Raw genomic sequence first — 16,258 nt, forward strand, 5'->3', positions numbered from 1 at the left:
CTAAGCAGACTAAATAAGAGGCGAAAGCCTCTTTTTTGCAATCCCATTACAACAAACCAATTAGTTAATTACCATGACATAACAAGTCATTCATCTTTATTACATGACCTGCTCAGAAAATAATGCTAGGTTACGGGCATTTTGTAATTAAGAGAGCATGGTATGTCAGACTCAATAGACTCACCACACACATCCCAAGATGAAAATCAGGTCGCAAAGGGCGGCTGGTTCAATCGATTTTTAGCCACAGTAGAATTTTTAGGGAACATGCTTCCCCATCCAATTACCTTATTCGCGCTGTTTTGTATTGCCATTATTTTATTTAGTGGCGTTGCCGATTGGTTTGGACTAAGTGCCATCGATCCTCGTCCTGAGGGCTCTGCTGGGCGCGATCCAGATGGTGTAATTGAAGTGGTTAGCTTACTCAGTGCTGAGGGCTTACAGCGTATTGTAACGGGCTTGGTGACTAACTTTACTAGCTTTGCTCCATTAGGTACGGTGTTAGTGGCGCTATTAGGTGTGAGTGTTGCCGAGCATTCAGGGTTATTGTCTGCGGCAATGCGTGGCATGGTTATGGGTGCATCTAAACGCTTAGTAACCTTTATGGTGGTCTTCGCTGCTATTTTATCAAACACAGCGTCTGAGCTTGGCTATGTGGTATTGATTCCGCTAGCGGCAATGATATTTCATAGCTTAGGTCGTCATCCGCTTGCAGGTCTTGCTGCAGCGTTTGCTGGTGTATCGGGCGGCTATAGCGCTAATTTATTACTTGGCACTATCGATCCGTTATTAGCGGGTATTACTACGCCTGCAGCACAAATGATTGACCCAACTTACCAAGTTGGCGCTGAAGCAAACTGGTATTTTATGATGATTTCGGTGTTGCTAATTGCTGTTTTAGGCACACTTGTTACTGAGAAAATTGTTGAGCCACGTTTAGGTAAATATAATCCAGATGAAGCCAGTGAAGATTTAGCTCAAAATAATATTGCGGGTTTAACTGACAAAGAAAAATCAGGTTTAAAATGGGCTGGGGTTTCATTACTTCTGGTTTCATTGTTACTTGCTTGGACTATTGTTCCTGCCGACGGTATTTTACGTAATCCTGAAACGGGGCTGGTTGCTCACTCTCCGTTTTTAAAAGGGATTGTGGTGTTTATTTTTGTCACCTTTGGTATTCCAGGTTTTGTGTATGGTCGCGTGGTTGGTACCATGAAAAATGATAAAGACGTGATCAATGCCATGAGCAAAAGTATGAGCTCTATGGGCATGTACATTGTATTAGTGTTTTTTGCTGCACAGTTTGTGGCATTTTTTAAATGGACTAACTTAGGTACGATTTTAGCGATTAATGGTGCCGCATTACTACAAGCACTTAGCTTAACTGGACCGGAAGTATTTGTACTGTTTATTTTAATGTGTGCGTTAGTTAACTTAACTTTAGGCTCATCGTCAGCGCAGTGGGCAGTAACAGCACCTATATTTGTTCCTATGCTGATGCTTATAGGTTATGCCCCCGAGACAATTCAAGCGGCTTACCGTATTGGTGATTCAGTAACTAACTTAATTACTCCGATGATGAGTTACTTTGGTTTAATCCTCGCGGTTGCCACTAAATACAAAAAAGACATGGGAATAGGTACTTTGGTAGCCACTATGTTGCCATACAGCTTAATTTTCTTTGTTGGCTGGGTGGTACTGTTTTATTTATGGGTATTTGTTTTAGGTATGCCAGTAGGCCCTGGGGCACCAACGTATTACACACCCTAATTAGGTAAGGTTTAATATTTACTTATAAAAAATGCCAGCTTAGTAGCTGGCATTTTTAATTTTGATATAAAGCTAATTATGAAAATACCACGGTTTTATTGCCATTAATAAACAGCTTATGTTCTGATGCTAGTTGCAGTGCTTTACAAAACACCGTTTTTTCCACATCTTTACCCATTTTAGCCATCATCTCAGCTGTATTCGCATGAGTCACACTCGATACGTCTTGTAAAATAATAGGGCCTTCGTCTAGCTCATTATTAACAAAGTGAGCCGTGGCACCGATAATTTTCACACCACGTTCAAACGCCTGATGATATGGTTTTGCACCAATAAAAGCAGGTAAAAATGAGTGATGAATATTAATGATTTTACCCTCAAAACGACCTACAAATTCAGGGCTTAAAATACGCATATATTTAGCTAGGCCAATAATGTCTGGGTTATAGCTGACAATTAAGTCACCGACTTTTTCGTCGTGCTCACTGCGCGTAAGTCCTTCATGAGAAACTACATGAAAAGGAATATCAAACCCTTTCACTAGAGGCTCTAAAGTAGGGTAATTGGCGATAACGGCTAGTATCTCTATGTTTAGGGCTTGTTCAAATTGCTTAAGTAACATGCCGCCCAAACAATGAGCTTCTTTTGTAGCTAATAGTACCACTTTGGTTTTTTCTTCGCCGTGCAGTGCCACTTTTGCGCCAGCAGGTAATACATCGCGCAGTTGTGACAAAAACTCAGTATGTGGTTCGCCTGTAAGCTCTGTGCGCATAAAAAAGCGCTGCGCATCTTTATCTACAAATTCGTTATTACGAATAATATTTAAATTATGCTCATTACACAGTCCGGTAATTTTGGCGATTAAACCTATATCGTCTGCGCATTGGGTGGTTAGTATATAACTCATTTTCCTCATTCTTACCCAGTAGTTAGTTGCTTCATTATTTGTGTTTTAACTCAGAAAGCAAGGCCTTTGTGTGATGCCCAATATTTAATTTTCATTAAAGCTAAAATAGTGTTACTGAGGTTAGTTAAGATTTAATCGTAAGGTAATAAGCTGTGCACTAGTAAGAATTTATAGCATGAGAAAAATCAGTTATTTATTACTGCTTTTATACTATCGTCTAGTTATAAAGTTGATTTTAGTATGTTTTACTAACATACGAGTGTATTAAATTGCGCAACAACCCTGTTTGTGCTTAATTTATATACAAGTGTAGCGCTGTTGTCAGTAATACAAACAATGGAAACGTAGTTGCTAAGTGGCTGCAAAATAAAAAGCTTGATAGCTTATAATGTTAATTGGAGAAATAATGGGTAATTTAAGCTTAAAAACCAAATTGCTACTGCTGGCTGTTTTACCTTTGATTGTATTACTAATCAGTTTTATGGCAGGTTCTTATTATTTAGAGATGCAAAATCAACAGCAAAACTTTAATGAGTTCAAAACTAAATTAATTGCTGATAAACAAACTCTATTAAGAACAGAAATAGAAATCGGCTCTAAAGTAGTGCAATACCAATTAGCGCAAGGAAATGAACAAGACGCTAAAGATGCGTTGCGAGATTTAACCTTTGGTGAAGATGGTTACTACTTTATTTATGATACCGATGGTATTAGTGTTTTTCATGCATTACTGGGTGATGCGATAGAAGGGCAAAGTAAAATAGGCATGACCGACCCTAACGGTAAAAAAATAGTGGTTGGCTTACTTGAGCAAGCGCGTAAAGGCGGTGGCTCGTTTACTTATCATTTTCAAAAGCCCAATACTAGCGGCTTAGTCGAAAAAATTGGTTATGCAGCCATGATCCCAGGTACTAATTGGATGATAGGCACTGGCACATATATGGATGATATTGAAGCCGAACTGGTAAAATATCAAACAACCATGGAGCGCCATTTAAGCGAAAAAATGACCACTTTGGTTTTAATCTCACTTCTACTGCTTGGTTTAGCAGCAGCCGGTGCGTTGTACGCTTCTAATAATATGCTAAAACCAATTAAACGTATGGTGCAAAGCTTAGACGATATTGCCAAAGGGGAGGGGGATTTAACCCGACGTTTAGAAATAGATACTCATGATGAAATTGGTCAGTTAGGTGAATCTTTCAATGTATTTGTGAGCAAGCTACACAGTATTATTGCCGGAGTGGTTGATGTAACAAGTGACGTTAAAACAGCTTCTTCAGACATTAATACGCAAACATTGCTAATTGAAGATAAATTATTAAAGCATAACCATGAAACCGATTTAGTGGCAACAGCGATTACCGAAATGTCAGCAACCTCGCATGAGGTAGCGCAAAATACCACGCAAGTTGCGGTATCAACGCAGGCAGCGACAAAAGAAGTGGCCAACGCGCAAGATTGTGTAGATGTTTCACTGAGCGAAGTATCAAACTTAATGAGCGAAATTAATCAAGCCGCAGAGCAGGTTAACTCCTTGAGTGAGCAATCTAAAAAAATTAATAGCGTATTAAGTGTAATTGGTGGCATTGCTGAACAAACAAACTTACTGGCATTAAATGCGGCTATTGAAGCGGCACGCGCAGGTGAGCAAGGCCGTGGGTTTGCGGTGGTGGCTGATGAAGTAAGAAGCCTGGCGAGTAGAACCCAAGACAGCACATTAGAAATTAACGAAATGCTAAGCGAGTTACATAATTTAGTAACGGCAGCGGTTGATGCAATGCATGCGAGTCAACAAAGCTGTAACCGCTCAGTTGAGTCTTCACGGGCTATATCTGAAAGCTTAGGTGCGGTAACTACGTCCGTGACCACCATTAATGATATGAGTACACAAATTGCCACTGCCGCTACCGAGCAAAGTAGTGTTACAGAAGAAATTAACCGTAACGTGTATGCTATTCAAGAAATAGTTAATGAGTTAACACAGTCGAGTAAAACCACTTCTTCAGTTAGTAAGCACTTAGCGGGACGCGGTGAGAACTTGGGTGACCTAGTGGGGCAATTTAAAATATAAATAGCGCTGAGTTATTAATTTTTTAGCAAGCCGTAACGTGTTTAGTTACGGCTTTTTTTGGCTTTATTTTTAGCTAAAGCGCGATAGTTTATAGCACGCTACAACCATAAATATTTAACAACACAGCGTATTTTTAATATTTTTATGCGTGTCTAATGTACACTATTAGCTATTCTCATTAATAAGTGCTTACTTATTACAGTAAATTTATAGTGAAAGACTATTTTAGGGTTTTTAAATGATAGAGTATCCGGTTGATCAGTTACCACAACTCATAAACGACTTATTGCAGTGTGATACCACTGAGCGCAAAAATAAATTACTTATTGATGCTCAGCAAACCTTATCAACGGAACACTTATCCTTATTATTTGAAGCTATTCCTAAAGAGCAGCGCCTTGAAATTTGGCATTTACTAGATGAAGACACGCAACACGAAATTTTCGTTAATTTAAGTGAAGATAGCTGTTTATGGTTACTGCAAACCCTAGATGACAGTGACGGTTTTAAATTATTAGACGAAGTTAACGTTGAAGAGCTGCTTGAGTTAGAAGAAGTGATCCCGCAGCGCTTTATTGATTATGCAAAAAAGCAGCTTGATGAAGCACAAACCAAACAATACGAGCTGGCGCAACAATATACGCCTGAGCAACTAGGTCACTGGATTGGCTTTGACTTTTTAAAGGTGTCAGACAAACTCACAGCCGGCGGCGCTAAAAAGTTACTCCACAAAGGGTTACCGCAGTACAGCGAAGTGATTTATTTAGTGAGCCGCAAAGGCAGCTTAATAGGCGAAGTGGCAGTTAATGACCTGATAAAAGCGCATGATAATGAGAGTTTAATGACCTTAGCTAATCATGACTTTACCTCATTGCATGCAGACCATGATTTATATGAAGCCGCTGAAGTGGTTATTCATAGTGAACAAATGGCCATGCCCGTGGTTAATGCCGATAACAAACTAATAGGGCGATTAACCATTGCATCAGCTTATGAATTACGTCAGGAAATCGCTGACGAAGCCACAGCAAAGGCTGGTGGTTTACGAGAAGACGAAGACCTATTTGCTAGTGTTCGCAAAAGTGCTAAAAACCGAGGTATTTGGCTAGGTATCAACTTAGCAACCGCATTTTTAGCCTCGTGGTTTATTGGTTTATTTGGCGCCACCATAGAACAAGTGGTTGCTTTAGCTGTATTGATGCCGATTGTCGCTTCAATGGGGGGTATTGCCGGAAGCCAAACCTTAACGGTTATAGTGCGTGGTCTTGCGCTTGGTCAGGTTACCGACTCCAACCGTAAGGCACTGCTTAAAAAAGAGCTGCGTGTGGGCGCGGTAAATGGCTTGGTATGGGCTTTAGTGATTGGCTTGCTAACTTTCCTATGGTTTAACGATATTATGCTTAGTATAACCATTACTGTGGCAATACTGCTGAATTTAGTGGCTGCATCATTGGCGGGCGTAGTGATCCCGTCTATTTTAGATAAAATGAAAATTGACCCTGCATTATCAGGCTCAGTTATTTTAACCACAGTCACTGATATTGTCGGCTTTGTAACCTTTTTAGGATTAGGTAGTTTGTTACTACTGTGAAGCTGTCTCAGTTCAGCGCTAATTCCTATTTATTAGCGCTTGTTTTGGGCATAATGCTACTAATTCGTTAAATGATAGAGCTTATTCTATTGCGTCCTTCTTTTTTAGCTCGGTATAGTGCTGTATCGGTTGCACATAAAAGCGCTTCATATGTCCTATATTGATTATGATGCTCACAGGCTATACCTTGGCTTATGGTAATTTTAACCTCTGGTGGTAAGCCAATATCTGTGAAGGTCATCTTATTAACGAGTTGCTCGATTTGTTTTGCAACAATGGTTGCACTTTTAATATCGCAACGGGGCAAAACTATTGCAAACTCTTCACCGCCATACCTAGCCGCTAAACATTCTCTTGAGGGTACACACTGTAAAATTAGCTTTGCAATTTTTTGTAGGCATTTATCGCCTTTAATATGCCCATAGGTGTCGTTGAATTTTTTAAAGTGGTCAACATCAATCAATATGCTGGTTAGAGGTTGTTGGCTTTGAATACTCTCTTGCCAATATTTTTTTAATGACTCATCTAAAGCTAAACGGTTAGCAAGCCCAGTTAAATGATCGGTTGAGGCCTGTACTTTTAAACGGTTGTACATGGCTTTATGGGTACTAAGATCGTGAAGTATACACACATAAAGCTTTTGCGCCGATGCGATACTTTTAGGCATGCTTGAGATTGATAGGTCGGCTTCAATCACATCGCCATTGGCTTTATTAATTGTTACTTCATTAGGGCCATAGCTTAGCGTTGTATCTTTAATGCTAATCCAATTCGATAGGGTTTGCTTATACTTTTCAAGGTCGGCATCGTTTAAAAATGTTAATAAATTATCACCAATCAATGACTGCTGTGAGTGACCAAACAATTGCGCAGCTTTTGGATTAACAAACTCAAAATCACCTTGTTCATTAATTACAAATATTCCTTCAGCAGTGCCATTAAACAATTCAATTAAAGCACTAAATTGAGCATTTAAAAAAGGGCTCGATGAAGCACAATCGAAGGAGAGCGCTTTATCATTTTTAATTGCTGCAGTTTCTTTGTTATTAATTTGTTTAGACACGTTTTAGCCTTAGCATGGTACAGACGTTTTTGATGTCTACAAATTTACTTAAAAAAGTGCAATTAAACCTTTCGGTAATCTTCTGTTTTTAACTTGCTGATATTTAATGATAAAAAGCATGTTTGCACAGGTTTTAAGTAACCTATGCAAGGTGAAAATTAGTTACTCAGCAATTGAAAGTTGAGGTTTTTATTATAAATTAGTAATAAAGGATAGTTATTAATGATGCTGCTTGGTATGTGTAAACGTTAAAGTGTTTGGCTTATAAAATTGCAAAGGAATAAATCAGCTCTGTGCAATTTAAAAATAAATAATTAATCGTTGTTAATTAATTTTCACCTCTATTTTCAACTTGCGGATCAGTGCTTTCATAGGCTGTGCCGTTGCACTCAACATTAAATATCAAACAGGCAGTACCTGGGTTTTCATCGGTATCGATAATAGTAATTTTGCGGCCATTATCGCTTACTTTAAAGCTGAAGTTTTGGGCGCAAGGCGTTTCTTTATCGACATCAGTAATAGTCGCGCCAGTAAATAAAAATCCATTTTCAATTGTGGTTTCATCTAAACTATAAATGCCCGCAGTCTCGGTTCTTACAACTCCGCCGCCAGTCACTTCTTTACCATCTATAGAGTATGTAAAGTTAGCTTCGTCGTCACTGCCTAGTACAATGTTAACTGTAAAGTGAATTAGTTCTTGAGTGTTATTCATATTATTTCCTTTTTTATTCATAGTCATAGTTTAAAATTAGTAATGCCTAGTTTTACTAGGTTTGCTTTTATTTTGGGGATTTCGTCAGCTCGATTTAAGCAAGTGTACACCTGTACCAGCGGGTATGTGATACGAACACTTTGATCTTTTTCTGCTGTTTTAATAATGGCTTGAAGCGCATTTAAGCAAAACTGTTCTCGCTGCTTGCTGGTTGTACTTAACTTAGCTTTAAGTAAATTAACCCGTATCGGTATTATGTTATCGCCAATTTTCACTTGATTAGCTATGTACTCTTGATAGTTTGTATCACTCTCCAGCGCAATTAATAACTCCTGTGCTTTGTGCTGTGACAGCCTATCAATAAAATAGTGTATAAGGCTTACTTGTGTATTTATAATAAATTTATTGTCGAAGTATTGATTTTTGACAAATTTAATAATTTCATTTACTTGTTCATTAATATTTTTATCGGCTGAAAGCATCAATTGGTAGGCTAAAAAGCGATAGTATGAATCTTGAAAGTACTTACTTTTTGGATCCTGCAATATAGCGTTATTAATTGTATTAGTGGCTTGCTGTGCTTTTTCGTAGGCAGGTTGTCTATTGGGTAAATAACTTAAAAGATAGCTTTGCTGAATATAAGTATAAGCTAAACTGCTTGATAAACTTGCATCATCGGGATAATTCAATAGCATATTTGACAATTCACTTGAGGCATTTACATACATGGTTAGCGCGGCATTAAAATCACCGAGCCCTTCTTCGGTTTTAGCAAGCCAGCTGATGGTATCTGCTTTATCGCGCAATAAGTTTTTATTATTGGGTTTAAGCTTAAGCGCTTTGTTTTTAAGGGCCAGCGATTTTGTAAAGCTTTGTTTCGCTGCGCTGTAGTCAAATTTCTCTGTGTATAAAGAACCCAGCGAATTATGCGAATACGATAGCTCCATAATCGAGTTAAAATCATTCGGTGCTAATGAATACATTTTCTCACTGTAGGCATGATATTTTTTAAATAATGGCTCAGTGGCTGCGTAATCGCTTTTATCATAATGAAGCTGACCGAGCCAAAAAGCATTGGCACCGGCAAGCGTGAGTAACTCTAAGTTGTTTGGTTGGATTTTTAATAATGCTTCAAGGCGAGTGCGGGCGTTTTCAAAGGCGGTGAAGGCCTCAATGGTTTTACCGCGAGAATAGGCCACTTCACCCATGGCTTCCAGAGTTTGCGCGTACTGAAAGCGACTTTTAAATTCGGCTTGTTGATTACTAAAGTTAAATAGTGAGCTTGGCTCCTCTACTTGATTGGTAAAATACTCAAGTGCTTTATTACTAATGCCATCAAGTAAGTCCATACGCTTTACGCTGCGTAACTTGTCGGCAAAATCACCAACCATAAACCCTAGTAAGCTTTCGGCTTCTTGGCGTTTTTGCTGTGCAAGTTGCTGCGCTTGAAAGCTGGTAACACTCATAAATAAGGCAACACAGGTGAGTAAACAAAGTAGAGCGACTGTGCCGCGTTTTATGGTTGTTTTTGTTTTACTGTGTTTAAGAGAACTGGTTATAAGCGCGCGTTCGTCATCGTCTAGTTCGAATATGTTGTCGTTTAATAAGGTAACGGCTTCTTGCAGCGGTTTACCCGGTGCTAACAAGTAGGCGTTACTTTTGTGCTCATTAAGCCATTGTTGCGTGTGGTGGTGTAAGCGGCTTTTTATAGCAAGGGCATCTTTATGGTCATTAATCCACTGTTTGGCACGTGGCCATTGGCGTAATAATGCCTCGTGGGCAAGGCTAAAGTAAGCTTCTTGGTTTTGTAAATGCGATACAAATAAGCGGCTATCGACCATGGCTTGAACCAGCTCTTTTTGACTGGTTTTGGTTAACGCTTGTAAGCGGGCTGCGCGGCTCGTAATGGTTTTACCATCTGGGTTTAGTGTTACTAATTGCGATAACACGCTTTTTAGTTGCTGTTGTTGCGCCTGAGAAAGCCCTATAAATACTTCTTCGGCTTTTTTGCCAATGGCACCCTCAATACCGCCGAGTTTTTCATACACACTGTGCAATAACTCATTATTATCACTGCGCTGTAAATACAGCTCTTGCAGTGTGTATTGCAGCATGGGCAGTGCATCTGGATTGTTGACGGTATCGGCGCAAAGTATTTCATCCAGCGGGGTTTTAGTGTTTGGGTCGTGTGAAAACGTTAAATTAGCGGTTAACGCTGGCAAGCGAATAATTTGTTGTAGTTCATGGCGATTTGGCGGGGTTAAATCGTAATGCGCGCCATGAGCCTTGCCGGCCATAAGGCTTGGCTGCTCAACCACTAAAGGGTAAAAATCGTTTCGACAGGCACTAAATACAATCACCGCTTTAGAGGTCGCTAAACGCTCAATAACAGATAAAAAATGACTTCGGGTGTCGTTACTAAATAGCGGTGAGGAAAGTAGCACTTCTAAGCGGTCTATAAACAAAAACAATTGCGGCGTTTTTGCTGCTGTTTGAGTATTTGCAATTGTATTTTTTAAACAACTAATAACATTATCTATGTCATGTTCTAGCTGCTGCGCCAGCGTTTGTGCGCTTAACCCTGTAAATACTGGAATGTCGTTAATATCCCAATCGAGCATGGCTGAGGCGAGATCTAAATACAGCCTATTTTGAGCTACATCTGCAAAGTCTAGTTGGGTGTACGACATTACTCTAATGCCGTTATAGCCTCGCTCGTCGAGTAGCTTTGGCAATATACCCGCATTAACTAATGATGATTTACCCGTGCCACTAGGGCCAAGGATTAAACAAAATGCGCGCTGTAATGTTACTTGGTTTGATACGCTCTCTAGTAACGTGCTGATGGCGTGATTACGACCAAAAAATAAGTGGGTATCGGTTGGGTTATATGCACTCAAACCTAAAAAAGGAGAGCCGCCTTGCCATGTGTTAACTTGGCTGGGGAGGTCATCAGCCAATGGAAACTCAACCGTTGCAATAACCCTATAACCCCGTTTACGTATGGTTTCTATGTATTGCGGAGCGCTTGCCTTATCACCCAGGGCTTTTCGAAGTTGAGTGATAGTTTTATGCAGAGGATTATCGCCGGTTTCTGTGTTTGCCCAGCAGTGAGTTAATAACGCGTCGCTACTGACAATCTCTGCTTGGTTTTGACACAAGTACAGCAAAACATCCATGGCTTTGGGCTCTAGCTGTTTTTGTTCTTCAGCGCGTTGAAGGGTGTTACTGGCAGGGGTTACTTGCCATTCACCTAGATAAAAAGGCGGTTGCTGCATAATTGGCTCATTTTTATAGTTATTAGTGCACTTAACTTTTTGCGTTAATCACATGAGAAGTGCTAGTTATTTTTATTAAGTGTAACAATGCGTTGTGGAAACGGAATTTCAATATTGGCATCGTTAATTGCTTTATACACGCTGCCATTAATAGCAAGCTTAGTTTCAATAATTTTAGTGGTGGGTACCCAATAGCGATAGCTAATAGTAACGCCGCTATCAGCAAAGCGCTCTATGCCAATTTGTGCATTGGGTTTTTTAGCGACGAGTTCATGCTGTATGAGCACGTTTTCAATTAGGTTGATTGCTGTATCACTGCAGGCACTGTAGGCAATATCTATTTCACCTTTTACTAAAGAGTAGCTAAATGAGTTATGCAGAATTTCGCCAACAATATGTTTGTTGGGAATGGTTATTTCTACTTTTTCTTCATTAATTAATACGGTGTGCCCCAGCTCAATTACTTTTACTTGGCCGCTAACACCTTTTACTTCTATGGTATCGCCGACCACAAATGGCCGTGTAGCAATAATAGCAAGCCCCGCGCCATAATTAGAAAGCATGCCTTGTAACGCTAAGCCTGCACCCAATGAGGCTGCACCTATTGCAGCAACAAATGGGGTCACACTAATACCAATTTTACCAAGCGCAATAATGATCACCATAATGATTAGCAGTACTTTCACTACATTACTGACAAAGTTGGTTAAGGTAATATCGACGTTATGCCGCGTCATTAAATTGGCAACACCTTCGGCGAGCTTTTTCGCCACCCACAGCCCAACCAATAGTATAAAAATAGCGCCGACTATTTGCATACTATAGGTGACTAAATACTCGGTAAGTAGGGCGTAGTATTTTTCAAATTGCTGAATTTCGGAACTGATCATGGTGGGCTCTAGTTTTAGTTAGATTGTTATCAACTTACTATAACAAAGTGCTCACAAAAAATGGATATAATAGTGGTACTATCACCGCAGTTAATAACGCACTCAATGCCATAGCCACTGATGAAAACGCCCCTATTTTTGGGTGCTCGGCAATTGCAGCGGCTGTACCTATAGCGTGACAAGCCGTTCCCATTGCAATGCCTTGTGCCTCAAAGTTAAATATTTTAATTAGTTTTAGTAATAAAAAGCCAAACAAAGCCCCAAGTAAACCAATAAAAATAACCATGGCAGCAGCCAACGAGCTGATCCCCCCAAGTGAATCGGTGACAAGTAATGCAATAGGTGTCGTAACGCTGAGTGCGGCAACTGAGGCGCTGAGTTGCGAGGGGGCAGCAAATAAAATACTTAATACAAAAGCCACCAATGTGGCATTAACAATACCAATACTGCAAGTGACAAAAATGAGTAAAAAGTTTTTTCGAATATGCATAAACTGCTGATATAAGGGCAGGGCTAACGCAACGATTGCAGGCTCGAGTAACCAACTAAGTAGTTGGCTATGAGAGGAAAATTTCGCATAAGGCAAATGTAGATTAACTAATAATAAGGCAATTATTGCAATACTTAAAAATACGGGGTTTGTGAGGGATTTTAATATGCTGTGACTCACTCTCACATTGAGCATTTTTAGCCCTAAAAAAAGAGCGATTATAAAAGGGATAGTTAACCACCAAAGACTTGGCGTTATTGCACTGATTTGCTCACTCATTGTTTTCAGTGCCTTTAAAGTGACCAACGATACTGGCTACTAAAATTAAGCTACTAAAGGGCACTATAATCATCACGGTGGTTAAAAATGGCCAATGGGTTTTTATAAGTCCCAAGTGTTCAATAAAGCCAACGCCTGCAGGAATAAAGAAAATAGGCATTACATTTAAAATAGGCGAGGCACATGGGGTAAGTTGTTGCTCTTTAACAATGCCTGATAAAAGCAGTACCAGTAAAATAACCATTGCTAACAGTGGCGCAGGGAAACTGGCATCAATAAAGTGCATAATAAGTTTGCCCGCTGCCAAACAAAGCAAAATGATAGCGCTACTTAAAAAGTATTTCATGGCGATGACTCAATACAATAGAGGATTATCACTTTAACAAATAACGCTGTTTTGTGCATTGTGCCTTAGTATTAGCATCAATGTTACCAGCGCTTGGCGTTTGCAAACTCAATACCAGTTTTACCTTTTGCTTTAGCAATGGCCTTTTTAGTATTGGGGTTGATTAATAAGCGAATTTGGCTCCATGTTTCTTTGGCGAGTATTTTTCGAGCTGGGGCTTTATAGCTTTGTTGAGTTACTCGCTTTATTGCCGCTAATGTGTCAGGTGAACGTGCTTGTAATGTATCAAGCATTTCTTTCGTTGCTTTATCTGTATCGTCGGTTGTTTTTGTTACTAAACCGAGTTCAAAAGCGTGTTGAGCACTAATGGGGTCAGCATGGCTTGCTAGCCAAAGTGCTTGGTCGCGTTTTACTAGTCCTGCAAGCATAACATTAGCGCCCATGTCGGGGCATAACCCCCAGCGCGCTTCCATAATGGCGAGTTTGGCATCGTGATGAACAACCCGGTAATCAGCCCCGAGCGCTATTTGTAGCCCACCACCGAGGCAATTTCCGTTAATTTTAGCAATTACAGGCACACTCAATGATTGCCAACCTAAGACTACTTTTTGTGCTAGGTTTTGATTACCAGGCAGCCATTTAAATAGGAGCTTTATAATGTTGAATGGTGAGGCCATAACCGCATTGATATCGAGTCCTGCACAAAAGTGTTCACCCTCACCGGTTAATACAACCGCACGAATACTGGCGTCTTTTTTTATATTTTTAATCACCTTGTTAAGCTCAACAAACATAGCAAAGCTTAAGGCATTTTGTTTTTCTTCGCGATGCAATGTAACAGTGGCAATACCCTGTTTTTTTCTAATTTTATCATTATGCACTCCTCTGACCTGTTGTTTGAGCTTATGTTTTTATTGATGTTAAGTAAAGTGGATGAAGATGAATAAAAACAAAGTGAATTTTTTAAAGCAAATGGGGTCTGTTATCTTTAACGATTAACTTAATTTTTAAGGGTAACACCTTACGCTAACTAATCGTTAATCTATCTATAAGTATTAGGAATAAATAAAAAAGTCAGTATTTAACGTGTTTTTTTATCAAAACCCCAACAACTTTTGATATTATGATACCCACTTAAAAGCTCAGAGGTTAACCATTCATGTCAGGTCCACGTTTATTTACGATAGAAGAAGCAACTCATCAAGCTTATGATATTTTTTAGAGCTAGCTCCCAATAATTTAAGCGATAAAGATGTTGAAGAATTTAACCTGCACCGTGAAGAGCTAGGCTTTATTGAAGAAGATGAGCCTGATGAACAGTGGCAAGACTTTGTTGCCTTAGAAATTGAACCTGAGCATTTTATTCAAGTATTAGTAGGCCTTGAGTTTGATAATGAAGACGTATTATTTGCGAAAATTTTAATTAGCCGTGATAAAGATGCACCTTTTTGTCATATTTTGTGGAAAGAAAGTGAATAACCATTTCTCCGCTTTTTTGTTATTGCCATTTGCAAGAGAACGTATTTTGCGAAACTCCTTTGTATTACTGCTTTTATTATTTAGCTGCTTTAGCTGGGCTGTTGATCCTTTTGAAGATTTTCATGAGTATGGTCAGCTTTCAGATGAAGAGATTCATGAGTTACACAAAGGCGAAGTACTGTATGGCGATACCGAATTTGGTTTTATTTTAAGTAAAGGTAACACTAATTCAACCAGTTTTAAGCTTAAAGGGAACCTTTATCAAGATTTTGAAAACTGGCGAAATCAATTCAAAATAGACTCCCTCTACAAACGTGACGAAAATGAAGAAACAGGTGAGTCTGATGTGACTGCTAATCGCGTGTTTGTATCTGCACAAGGCAACTATAAAGTAGGGGTTAAAAACTCGTCGTTCTTTATTTATGGGGATTACGAGGAAGATGAATTTAGTGGCCTTGATTTTAAAAGCACGGTAGCAACTGGTTATGGTGCACGTGTTTATCAAGGGGTTAAAAATAAAGTAGATATAGATATTGGCCCAGGTTTATACCGCTCAGTTGCTGATGATGAGTCAACAGCACTTGAAGACGACAAAGACAAAATGGGCTATTTACTTCGTATTGCAATGCAGTGGGAACGGTTGGTATCTGAGCGCACCCGATTTAATCAGGATATTAGTATAGAGCAGTCATTGTCTGGGCTTAACTCTCGGTTAAAGTCAGAAACGGCATTAATTAGCCAAGTGGTTGGCGCGGTATCGCTTAAATTTGCGTATATGTACCGTTATAATTCTAAGCCTGAGGAAGATAAGCTTAAATACGATTCAGAGCTCAGTGCAACCTTAGTGTACAGTTTTTAATTTTTTTAACTTTTTAATTGAGAGTGTTATGTATCAGCATAAGCAGTATGCGGTATTTATATTTGTAGTATTAGCGTGGATCAGTGGTTTTGTTGCGCTTGCATGGAACTTAATCGGTGCCGATGCCCCATTAATCGTATTTGCGGGTATTTTAGTGCTGGTGGGTTTTTTATTTCATGGTTTAACCATTAAAGTTGACGAAACTCATATTAGCTGGGCATTTGGTCCAGGTGTTGCCGGCCAAAAATTAGCATTAGAAGACATAGTGGATGTAAAGGCAGTACAAAACTCATACCGTCATGGTATTGGTATTCGCATTACACATGATGGTTGGATTTATTCGGTATCAGGCTTTAGTGCGGTGCAATTAACGCTTAAAGATGGCACTCAGTATCGCTTAGGCACGAATGACCAAGAGGGGCTAGTTGCTGCGCTTGAAGATAAAATAACCCCAGGCGAAGTACCAGCAGCAGAGCCTCAAGTTAAATTACGTACGCATAATAATATGCTATAAAAAANA

Annotated in this window: 13 protein-coding genes and 1 pseudogene; 6 read left to right on the plus strand and 8 right to left on the minus strand. The window is 39.4% G+C overall.

Annotated elements, in window-relative coordinates; all coding sequences use genetic code 11:
• The first annotated feature begins 162 nt into the window (after positions 1–162).
• Positions 163–1,770, plus strand: a complete 1,608-nt coding sequence (locus P20439_RS13210; protein WP_036934086.1) for an AbgT family transporter — start codon at positions 163–165, stop codon at positions 1,768–1,770.
• Between the two features lie 76 nt (positions 1,771–1,846).
• On the opposite strand, the gene purU is transcribed toward P20439_RS13210, so the two are convergent.
• Positions 1,847–2,677, minus strand: a complete 831-nt coding sequence (gene purU, locus P20439_RS13215; RefSeq protein WP_008467591.1) for a formyltetrahydrofolate deformylase — start codon at positions 2,675–2,677, stop codon at positions 1,847–1,849.
• Positions 2,678–3,083: 406 nt separating this feature from the next.
• On the opposite strand from purU, the gene P20439_RS13220 reads away from it, so the two are divergent.
• Together P20439_RS13220 and P20439_RS13225 are read left to right on the plus strand one after the other, a co-directional pair.
• Positions 3,084–4,751: a methyl-accepting chemotaxis protein gene (locus P20439_RS13220; protein WP_008111551.1), complete on the plus strand. Its 1,668-nt coding sequence runs from the start codon at positions 3,084–3,086 to the stop codon at positions 4,749–4,751.
• A gap of 238 nt (positions 4,752–4,989) precedes the next feature.
• Positions 4,990–6,342, plus strand: a complete 1,353-nt coding sequence (locus P20439_RS13225) for a magnesium transporter (protein WP_008111553.1) — start codon at positions 4,990–4,992, stop codon at positions 6,340–6,342.
• Positions 6,343–6,409: 67 nt separating this feature from the next.
• Here the strand turns inward: P20439_RS13225 and P20439_RS13230 are convergent, their stop codons facing one another.
• From P20439_RS13230 to P20439_RS13260, 7 genes are all read right to left on the minus strand, one after another.
• Complete coding sequence (locus tag P20439_RS13230; RefSeq protein ID WP_008111555.1) at positions 6,410–7,405, minus strand: GGDEF domain-containing protein; 996 nt, start codon at positions 7,403–7,405, stop codon at positions 6,410–6,412.
• 328 nt (positions 7,406–7,733) lie between these two features.
• A complete protein-coding gene (locus P20439_RS13235; RefSeq protein WP_008111557.1) occupies positions 7,734–8,117 on the minus strand; it encodes a DP-EP family protein in 384 nt (127 codons plus the stop codon).
• Positions 8,118–8,140: 23 nt separating this feature from the next.
• A complete protein-coding gene (locus tag P20439_RS13240) occupies positions 8,141–11,395 on the minus strand; it encodes a winged helix-turn-helix domain-containing protein (RefSeq protein WP_008467594.1) in 3,255 nt (1,084 codons plus the stop codon).
• A gap of 62 nt (positions 11,396–11,457) precedes the next feature.
• Positions 11,458–12,285 (minus strand): mechanosensitive ion channel family protein, encoded by an 828-nt coding sequence (locus P20439_RS13245; RefSeq protein ID WP_008467595.1) that lies wholly within the window; start codon positions 12,283–12,285, stop codon positions 11,458–11,460.
• Positions 12,286–12,322: 37 nt separating this feature from the next.
• Entirely contained in the window at positions 12,323–13,054 is a 732-nt protein-coding gene (locus P20439_RS13250) for an LrgB family protein (RefSeq protein ID WP_008467597.1), read from the minus strand.
• Positions 13,047–13,400: a CidA/LrgA family protein gene (locus tag P20439_RS13255; RefSeq protein ID WP_008111568.1), complete on the minus strand. Its 354-nt coding sequence runs from the start codon at positions 13,398–13,400 to the stop codon at positions 13,047–13,049. Before P20439_RS13255 ends, P20439_RS13250 begins: the two co-directional genes overlap by 8 nt.
• A gap of 83 nt (positions 13,401–13,483) precedes the next feature.
• Positions 13,484–14,281: a crotonase/enoyl-CoA hydratase family protein gene (locus P20439_RS13260; RefSeq protein WP_036934089.1), complete on the minus strand. Its 798-nt coding sequence runs from the start codon at positions 14,279–14,281 to the stop codon at positions 13,484–13,486.
• A gap of 278 nt (positions 14,282–14,559) precedes the next feature.
• Between P20439_RS13260 and P20439_RS18310 the strand changes: the two are divergent.
• The 3 genes and pseudogenes from P20439_RS18310 to P20439_RS13270 all read left to right on the plus strand — a co-directional run bounded on the left by P20439_RS18310 (position 14,560) and on the right by P20439_RS13270 (position 16,252).
• Positions 14,560–14,879, plus strand: a pseudogene (locus tag P20439_RS18310) (HI1450 family dsDNA-mimic protein).
• Between the two features lie 46 nt (positions 14,880–14,925).
• Positions 14,926–15,738 carry a DUF481 domain-containing protein gene (locus P20439_RS13265; protein ID WP_036934091.1) on the plus strand — a complete coding sequence of 271 codons (813 nt, stop codon included), beginning with the start codon at positions 14,926–14,928 and terminating at the stop codon, positions 15,736–15,738.
• Positions 15,739–15,766: 28 nt separating this feature from the next.
• On the plus strand, positions 15,767–16,252 hold the full coding sequence (locus tag P20439_RS13270; protein WP_008111576.1) for a hypothetical protein: 486 nt from the start codon (positions 15,767–15,769) through the stop codon (positions 16,250–16,252).
• The last annotated feature ends 6 nt before the right edge of the window (positions 16,253–16,258 follow it).

The sequence above is a fragment of the Pseudoalteromonas sp. BSi20439 genome (assembly GCF_000241165.1).
Taxonomy (GTDB): Bacteria; Pseudomonadota; Gammaproteobacteria; order Enterobacterales; family Alteromonadaceae; genus Pseudoalteromonas.

Excerpts from the sequence above, each read along its gene's own strand:
- P20439_RS13210 (WP_036934086.1), top strand. The coding sequence starts at position 163 with ATGTCAGACTCAATAGACTCACCACACACATCCCAAGATGAAAATCAG.
- purU (WP_008467591.1), bottom strand. The coding sequence starts at position 2,677 with ATGAGTTATATACTAACCACCCAATGCGCAGACGATATAGGTTTAATC.
- P20439_RS13220 (WP_008111551.1), top strand. The coding sequence starts at position 3,084 with ATGGGTAATTTAAGCTTAAAAACCAAATTGCTACTGCTGGCTGTTTTA.
- P20439_RS13225 (WP_008111553.1), top strand. The coding sequence starts at position 4,990 with ATGATAGAGTATCCGGTTGATCAGTTACCACAACTCATAAACGACTTA.
- P20439_RS13235 (WP_008111557.1), bottom strand. The coding sequence starts at position 8,117 with ATGAATAACACTCAAGAACTAATTCACTTTACAGTTAACATTGTACTA.
- P20439_RS13240 (WP_008467594.1), bottom strand. The coding sequence starts at position 11,395 with ATGCAGCAACCGCCTTTTTATCTAGGTGAATGGCAAGTAACCCCTGCC.
- P20439_RS13245 (WP_008467595.1), bottom strand. The coding sequence starts at position 12,285 with ATGATCAGTTCCGAAATTCAGCAATTTGAAAAATACTACGCCCTACTT.
- P20439_RS13250 (WP_008467597.1), bottom strand. The coding sequence starts at position 13,054 with ATGAGTGAGCAAATCAGTGCAATAACGCCAAGTCTTTGGTGGTTAACT.
- P20439_RS13255 (WP_008111568.1), bottom strand. The coding sequence starts at position 13,400 with ATGAAATACTTTTTAAGTAGCGCTATCATTTTGCTTTGTTTGGCAGCG.
- P20439_RS13270 (WP_008111576.1), top strand. The coding sequence starts at position 15,767 with ATGTATCAGCATAAGCAGTATGCGGTATTTATATTTGTAGTATTAGCG.